The organism is Mycolicibacterium austroafricanum, from assembly GCF_902705885.1.
Classification (GTDB): domain Bacteria; phylum Actinomycetota; class Actinomycetes; order Mycobacteriales; family Mycobacteriaceae; genus Mycobacterium; species Mycobacterium vanbaalenii_A.
The window spans coordinates 105,980-112,719 of the sequence record NZ_CACSIP010000013.1 but is presented as its reverse complement, the minus strand read 5'-3'; the positions used below and the strand labels follow the sequence as shown (position 1 = coordinate 112,719).

Genomic DNA, 6,740 nt, shown 5'->3' with positions numbered 1-6,740 from the left:
GCGCGGGGGCCGGCGGCAGCGGGGCTGGAGGAGGAGGCGGCGCATCCATCGGCAGGGGGGCCGGTGGTAGCGGTGCCTCGGGCAGCGGGGCCGACATCGCGTCGAACGGCGCAGGGGGCGGGGGCGGCGGTGCGAACGGGTCGATCGGCGGCGGCAACTCACCGTTCAGGGCGACCGGATCCACAGGCTGCGGCGGCTCGTTGACCACATTGCGCGGCGTGGCGGCGGACAGCGGCCCGCCGCACGACGGCCATGCACCCTTGCCCTGGGACGCCAGGACCCGCTCAGCGACGGCGATCTGCTCTTCCTTGGTCGCCTGGTGGGCGACCGGCGCGAACTCGGCACCGCCGTGTCCGGACCAGGTGCTCGGCGAGAACTGGAGACCACCGTGGTAACCGTTACCGGTGTTGATGGCCCAGTTGCCTCCGGATTCGCAGCTGGCGACGCGGTCCCATTCGCTGTCGGTTGCCGCTCCGGCCTGCCCGGCGAGTACGACGCTACCGCCGCCGATGACCGCGCCGGTGAAGGCGATCTTGGCGACGCTGACAGATGACGAAGTGGGCTTGCGATGCCGTCCACTCATAGTGCGTGTGGTCCTCTCTGAAGCGCCCGCGAGGTCAGCTGTCGGGTTCGGGCTGGAGAGGTCGCCCGGCCGGCATCGTCGAAACGAGGACGGCTTCACCCCTAGGAGCCGGAAACGGCCCCAGGTCCCTTGTGTTCGGTGGACCGGTGGGTCCCCCGCCTCCATCCAGGTTGTTTCTCGATGTCCCCGCGGACCAACGGATGGAGCTCGGCGCAATTGGTCACACAGCGAGCCGTCGGGTTTGGGGTCGACGACCTGAGTCAAGACGGTAATCGGTGACCCTGGTCCCGTCACCTTCTGGCGACTCCGGCGTTTCTGACCCGGGCAAATACTAAAAAAACTCTAAAAACCCAGGAAACTGCGTTGTTCCTGCAGGTGCCGCACGTCGAAACCGCGGCGTAGCCATCCCGTGACCGTTCTGTTATGTGACGCATATCACGGAATACTTTGATCACGGGACCGTCTCAACCGCCGGCGAATGGCGGCAACACGTCCACGGTCTGCGCATTTGCGAGCGCAGATTCCATGTCACGCACCGCGATTCCGTCACACAGGAACGAACATCGGGCGAGCACCCGGGACAGCCCCGAGTCTCGGGCCTGGAGCGTGCCGATCAATTCGGCGATCGTCGTTCCGGCGGTCACCGCGATCGTCTCGGTTTCGGTGCCTGCGGCGGCGCGTGCCGCGGCGAAGTACCGGACGGTGACACGTACGTCGAGGTCTGTCTGCATTCGATCAGCCGCCGATCGCGCTCATCGGCCGGTCGGGTTGGACGAAGTCGGGGTCGTTGATGCCGTGCCCCGCGGCTTTGGCCCACATCGCAGCCCGCCACGCAGCCTCGAGGGCGGCGTCGTCGGCCCCGGCGCGCAGCAGCGCGCGCAGATCGGTCTCCTCACTGGAGAACAGGCAGTTACGGACCTGCCCGTCGGCAGTGAGCCTGCTCCGGTCGCAGGCGGCACAGAACGCCTGCGAGACCGAGGCGATGATGCCCACCCGACCGAGCACCCGGTCGCCCGTCTCGGCCGACGAGACCTGCCACAGCTGCGCGGGGGCGGAGCCCCGCGGGGCCGGGTCGGGGGTCAACGTGAAATGCCGTTTCAGCGTGCGCCGCACGTCCTCGGCGCTGATGGTGTGCTCTCGCTGCCACGAGTGGCCGGCGTCGAGCGGCATCTGTTCGATGATGCGCAGCTGGTAGCCGTGCTCGAGGCAGAAGCGCAACAGCGCCACCGCGTCGTCGAGTCCGGTGACCGGGTCGAGCACGGCGTTGACCTTCACCGGGCTCAGCCCGGCGGCCTTAGCGGCGCGCAGTCCGGCCAGTACGTCGGCCAACCGGTCGCGGCGGGTGATCGCCGCGAAGTGGGCGGCATCGACGGTGTCGAGTGAGACGTTGATGCGGTCGAGGCCGGCGGCCTTGAGCCCGGCAGCGCGGCGCTCGAGCCCGACACCGTTGGTGGTCAATGTGATCTCCGGGCGCGGGTGCAGCGCCGCCGTCCTGGCGATCACATCCTCCAGATGGGGGACCACCAGCGGCTCGCCCCCGGTGAAACGCACGCTGGTGATACCCAGCCGGGTCACCGCGATGCGCAGCAGCCGGGTGAGTTCCTCAGAACTCAGCTTCTGGTCGCTCGGCAGCCAGTCGAGACCTTCGGCGGGCATGCAGTAGGTGCAGCGCAGATTGCACAGGTCGGTCAGCGAGACGCGCAGGTCGGTCGCGACCCGGCCGAAGGTGTCGACCAGTGGGCCGTCGGACGGGGCAGGCGCGCGGGGGCGGTGCAGGGACGGCAGCCCGAGCGCCACCACCGTCACCGCAGGGCTCCGGCGGTTGCGTTGACCGAGTCGACGGGCACGATCTCCTTGCCCAGGGGCATCAGGGACACCGGGATCATCTTGAGGTTGGCCAACGCCAACGGGATACCGATGATGGTGATGGCCATCGCGACCGCACTGACGATGTGGCCGATGGCCAGCCACACCCCGCACAGGATGACCCAGATGACGTTGCCCACCAGGGCGCCGGGGCGGGTGCCCGGCTTGTCGACGATCGTGCGACCGAACGGCCACAGCGCATACGACGCGATGCGCAGGGCCGCGAACCCGAACGGGATCGTGACGATCAGGATGAAGCAGATCAGGGCAGCCAACAGGTACCCCAACGCGAGCCACAGGCCGCCGAAGATCAACCAGATGACATTGAGTATCAGTCGCATCTTCTTCCTCCAACGGTGACTGCAGCCTACCGACATCAGGGGATGCTGGCCGTGCCAGCGTCCGAGTAAGATCTCTTCGGACGCGTCCCGGCGCAGGCGGGGCGCGTTAGTTATGTACCCCGACAGGTGCAGACATTTATTGGCTTCAAAGAGACAAGCGGGTGAGACCAGTGCCGACCGGCCGGGTGAAGTGGTACGACGCGGAGAAGGGCTTCGGGTTCCTGTCGCAGGAAGACGGCGAGGACGTCTACGTGCGGTCCTCGGCGTTGCCCGCCGGTGTTGACGGCCTCAAGGCCGGGCAACGTGTCGAGTTCGGGGTGGCCGCCGGCCGCCGCGGCCCGCAGGCGCTGACCCTGAAGCTCATCGATCCGCCGCCGAGCTTGAGCAAGACCCGCCGGGAAGCATCGGCCGCCGAGCACAAGCACACCCCCGACGAATTGCACGGCATGGTCGAGGACATGATCACGCTGTTGGAGGGTGCGGTGCAGCCAGAGCTGCGCAAAGGTCGCTACCCGGACCGCAAGGTGGCTCGCCGGGTCTCCGAAGTGGTCAAGGCCGTCGCCCGCGAACTCGACGCCTGAGGTTGCACCGAAACTGAGTTTCGCGCCAGACTCGTCACCGGACGACACACATGAGTTCGATTCCGGCGGGTATGACTCGGGTATGACTGAGGCATGAGCTACGTCGCCGATTCTTCGACCGCCGATGGTGACTTCACCCGCGACACCGCCTACATCGACACCCGGATCACCGCCGACGGGCGCGACGGATATCCCGTCGAGCCCGGTCGCTACCGGCTCGTCGTCGCCAGGGCGTGTCCGTGGGCCAACCGCACCATCATCGTGCGACGGCTGTTGGGTCTGGAAGATGCACTCTCCATTGGTTTCTGTGGCCCCACCCACGATGAGCGGAGCTGGACCTTCGACCTCGACCCGGAGGGGGTCGATCCGGTGTTGGGGATCCACTACCTGCGCGACGCCTACAACAAGCGCATCCCCGACTATCCGAAAGGGGTGACGGTTCCCGCGGTCGTCGACGTTGCGAGGGGACAGGTGGTGACCAACGACTTCGCCCAGATCACCCTGGACTTCTCGACTGAGTGGACCGCCTACCACCGCGACGGTGCGCCGCAGTTGTACCCGGAGCGCTGGCGCGCGGAGATCGACGAGGTCTCGCAGCGGGTCTACACCGAGATCAACAACGGTGTCTATCGATGCGGGTTCGCCGGATCGCAGAAAGCCTATGAGCGGGCCTACGACCGGTTGTTCACCGCACTCGACTGGCTTTCCGAGCGGCTGGCCGACCAGCGATATCTCGTGGGGGACACCATTACCGAAGCCGATGTGCGGCTGTTCACCACACTGGCCCGCTTCGACGCCGTCTACCACGGTCACTTCAAGGCCAACCGGAGCAAACTCGCCGAGATGCCGGTGCTGTGGGCCTACGCGCGAGACCTCTTCCAGACACCGGGTTTCGGTGACACCACAGACTTCGTCCAGATCAAGCAGCACTATTACATCGTCCACACCGACATCAACCCCACCCGCGTAGTGCCGAAGGGCCCGGACCTCGCGAACTGGCTGACGCCGCACGGTCGGGAATCCTTGGGTGGCAGGCCGTTCGGGGACGGAACGCCCCCGGGCCCGCCGCGGGAGGCCGAGCGCGTGCCGGCCGCCCATTCTGCCGGCTAGCTCCAGACGGTCCGCACCGACCACTCGGCGTGCGGTACCGGGAACTCGTTGCCCGATTCGTCGCGGACCAATGTCGGCAGCTGCACGGCGATGCCGTTGAGCCGGCCCCGCTGTGGGTCGACGGTGGGAATGGTCACCGCGAGCCTGCTGTCGGGACGGAACTCCTCGATCACATCGTCGTCCTCGTAGGCACGCAGCAGTATCCACGGTGCCTGCGCGACCGCTGCAGGGACCGACAGCTGGACAGGGTGGCGGCCCGTCACCGGCAGCTCGCCCTGCTCGCCGGGCACCACACAGTCTGTGGGGTTGAGCACCTCACAGAAGCGATAGGGACCCACCCGGGTCAGCTCCCCGTTCGAGTACGCCGAGATCTCGGGCAGCTGCGGTTCGTGGTCTGTGGTGAGCTGCCACACCAGCACCCCGGTGCCGGTGGACGCGAGCAGCGCCACCGCCGCGAGCACGGCGACAACACGTTTCACTCGTGCGTCACCGCCGCCGCGCCTGACCGAACGCCTTCCTGTTCGGCGAACACCGGTCGGTTGCCACCAAGGCCGGGGATCAACGATTCGCCGCGGTAGCTCACGATCGTCTGGGCGAGGCCGAGCATCAGGATGGCGGTGATCGTGGTGAAGCCCGCCCACAGGTCGGTGTAGATCAACACCCCGGTCGCGCCGCCGGCAACCCAGGCGAGCTGCAGCAACGATTCTGACCGTCCGAACGCCGAGGCCCGCGACTCCTCCGGCAGGTCGTCTTGCAGCGACGCGTCCAACGACGCCTTGGCGATCGCGCTTGCTCCAGACGTGATCAAGGTGGCCGCCGCTGCGACCATCAGGTTGCCGGTCAACGCGGTCACCAGCGCCACCGCGGTGACCGCGATGGCGCAGCGCACCACCAGCCTCGCGGGGTGACCCAGTTTCAGGCGCGCGGCGGTGAAGTTGCCGGTGAAGTTACCGATGGCCGCCGCAGCTCCGATCAGACCGAGGATGCGCAACTGCTCCCAGCCGCTCGCGTCATGCGCCTTGGCGACGAACGCCGGATACAGGAACAGGAAGCCCACCATCACCTTGACGGTGCAGTTGCCCCAGAGCGCGGTGATGATGTTGCGACCCAGGGGTTGCCGGGCTTTTGTCGTCGAGCTGTACGGTTCGGGCTGGCGGCGCAGTTCATCGGCCCCGCCGTGGTAGCTCAGGGTGGTCGGCACCTCGCCCTCGGTGACCTCGACCCACTTGGGGATGCGCATCGCCAACCCGGCACCGGCGACGGTCACTGCCACGACGATGTACAGCGCGCCGGGCATCGCGAAGAGCTGGAAACCCCATTCGGCGGCCGCTGCGATGCCGCCGCCGACGAGGGTGCCGCCCAGCAGCCCGAACGTGGTCAACCGTGAGTTCACCCGGACGAGGTCGATCGACGGCGGCAGTACCCGCGGGGTGACGGCCCCGCGAAGCACCGAGAACGACTTCGACAGCACCATCATGCCGAGGGCACACGGGTAGAGCACCCAGGACGGGAAGCTGCCCGTGGCGCTGTCGAAGTTGGCGATGAGAACCACGGCAAGGACGGTGCGGAGCGCGAACGAGGTGGCCAGCGCGACCCTGCGGCCGTGCTGCAGCCGGTCCAGCGCCGGTCCGATCAGCGGGGCGATGACGGCGAACGGTGCGATCGTGATGAGCAGATACAGGGCGACCTTGCCCTTGCTCTCCCCGGACGCCGCGGCGAAGAACAATGTGTTGGCGAGAGCGACCGCCATCGCCGCGTCCACCGCGAAGTTGGCGACCACCGGCCAGGTCAGGGCGGTCAGACCGGACTTGTCCGCACCGTCGGCGGTGGCGGCGCGGTGCACGAGGCCGTACATCCGCGAGCCCATCTCCCGGCTGCGCTGGGCGGCCGCCCGCGTCACGGTCACCTTCTCGCCGGCGCCCGCCCCCAGCCGGCCGGGCGGCGGATCGAAGCGGTCGCGGTGTGCCCTGGCGTGACGGGCGTTTTCATCCAAGGGCGGCAGCCACCGATTGGCGCTGTGGTTGGACGGGGGAGAGCGGCGCGACGAGCGATGGCCGGAGGTGTGCAACGGGTCGCTGGGGTAATTGGCCATCCCCGGGTGTTCCCCCGCAGGTGGACGCGGTGGGTAGTAGCGTTCACCCTGTTGACCGTCGGGGTCCCGGTGGTCACGCCGCGCTCCGGTCACGCGTTGATTCTCCCCTATGCGGACGACGGTGGGCGTGTGGGCGGCCGGTGTGGCTACACCTTGGTCCTGTCGTG

Annotated in this window: 8 protein-coding genes and 1 riboswitch; of the genes, 2 read left to right on the top strand and 6 right to left on the bottom strand. The window is 67.8% G+C overall.

Going from position 1 to position 6,740, the window contains the following annotated elements; genetic code table 11:
* From BEMPMBAN_RS11170 to BEMPMBAN_RS11155, 4 genes are all read right to left on the bottom strand, one after another.
* The coding region (locus BEMPMBAN_RS11170) for a transglycosylase family protein (RefSeq protein WP_200845939.1) at positions 1 to 583 on the bottom strand (583 nt) is incomplete at its 3' end.
* An 8-nt stretch (positions 584 to 591) separates the two neighbouring features.
* Positions 592 to 765: riboswitch (cyclic di-AMP (ydaO/yuaA leader) on the bottom strand.
* A gap of 282 nt (positions 766 to 1,047) precedes the next feature.
* On the bottom strand, positions 1,048 to 1,314 hold the full coding sequence (locus tag BEMPMBAN_RS11165) for a MoaD/ThiS family protein (protein WP_159230452.1): 267 nt from the start codon (positions 1,312 to 1,314) through the stop codon (positions 1,048 to 1,050).
* Positions 1,315 to 1,318: 4 nt separating this feature from the next.
* On the bottom strand, positions 1,319 to 2,389 hold the full coding sequence (moaA, locus tag BEMPMBAN_RS11160; RefSeq protein ID WP_159230451.1) for a GTP 3',8-cyclase MoaA: 1,071 nt from the start codon (positions 2,387 to 2,389) through the stop codon (positions 1,319 to 1,321).
* Positions 2,386 to 2,790 carry a YccF domain-containing protein gene (locus BEMPMBAN_RS11155; RefSeq protein ID WP_159230450.1) on the bottom strand — a complete coding sequence of 135 codons (405 nt, stop codon included), beginning with the start codon at positions 2,788 to 2,790 and terminating at the stop codon, positions 2,386 to 2,388. Before BEMPMBAN_RS11155 ends, moaA begins: the two co-directional genes overlap by 4 nt.
* 170 nt (positions 2,791 to 2,960) lie before the next feature.
* On the opposite strand from BEMPMBAN_RS11155, the gene BEMPMBAN_RS11150 reads away from it, so the two are divergent.
* Both BEMPMBAN_RS11150 and BEMPMBAN_RS11145 read left to right on the top strand, forming a co-directional pair.
* Positions 2,961 to 3,371, top strand: a complete 411-nt coding sequence (locus tag BEMPMBAN_RS11150; RefSeq protein ID WP_159230458.1) for a cold-shock protein — start codon at positions 2,961 to 2,963, stop codon at positions 3,369 to 3,371.
* A 93-nt stretch (positions 3,372 to 3,464) separates the two neighbouring features.
* On the top strand, positions 3,465 to 4,481 hold the full coding sequence (locus BEMPMBAN_RS11145) for a glutathione S-transferase family protein (protein WP_159230449.1): 1,017 nt from the start codon (positions 3,465 to 3,467) through the stop codon (positions 4,479 to 4,481).
* Here the strand turns inward: BEMPMBAN_RS11145 and BEMPMBAN_RS11140 are convergent.
* Positions 4,478 to 4,960: a DUF2771 domain-containing protein gene (locus BEMPMBAN_RS11140; protein ID WP_159230448.1), complete on the bottom strand. Its 483-nt coding sequence runs from the start codon at positions 4,958 to 4,960 to the stop codon at positions 4,478 to 4,480. The two genes, BEMPMBAN_RS11145 and BEMPMBAN_RS11140, sit on opposite strands and share 4 nt — an antisense overlap.
* A complete protein-coding gene (locus BEMPMBAN_RS11135) occupies positions 4,957 to 6,666 on the bottom strand; it encodes an MFS transporter (protein WP_425294963.1) in 1,710 nt (569 codons plus the stop codon). The genes BEMPMBAN_RS11140 and BEMPMBAN_RS11135 overlap by 4 nt, the downstream gene beginning before the upstream one ends.
* Positions 6,667 to 6,740: the final 74 nt, after the last annotated feature.

Excerpts from the sequence above, each read along its gene's own strand:
- BEMPMBAN_RS11145 (WP_159230449.1), top strand. The coding sequence starts at position 3,465 with ATGAGCTACGTCGCCGATTCTTCGACCGCCGATGGTGACTTCACCCGC.
- BEMPMBAN_RS11155 (WP_159230450.1), bottom strand. The coding sequence starts at position 2,790 with ATGCGACTGATACTCAATGTCATCTGGTTGATCTTCGGCGGCCTGTGG.
- BEMPMBAN_RS11165 (WP_159230452.1), bottom strand. The coding sequence starts at position 1,314 with ATGCAGACAGACCTCGACGTACGTGTCACCGTCCGGTACTTCGCCGCG.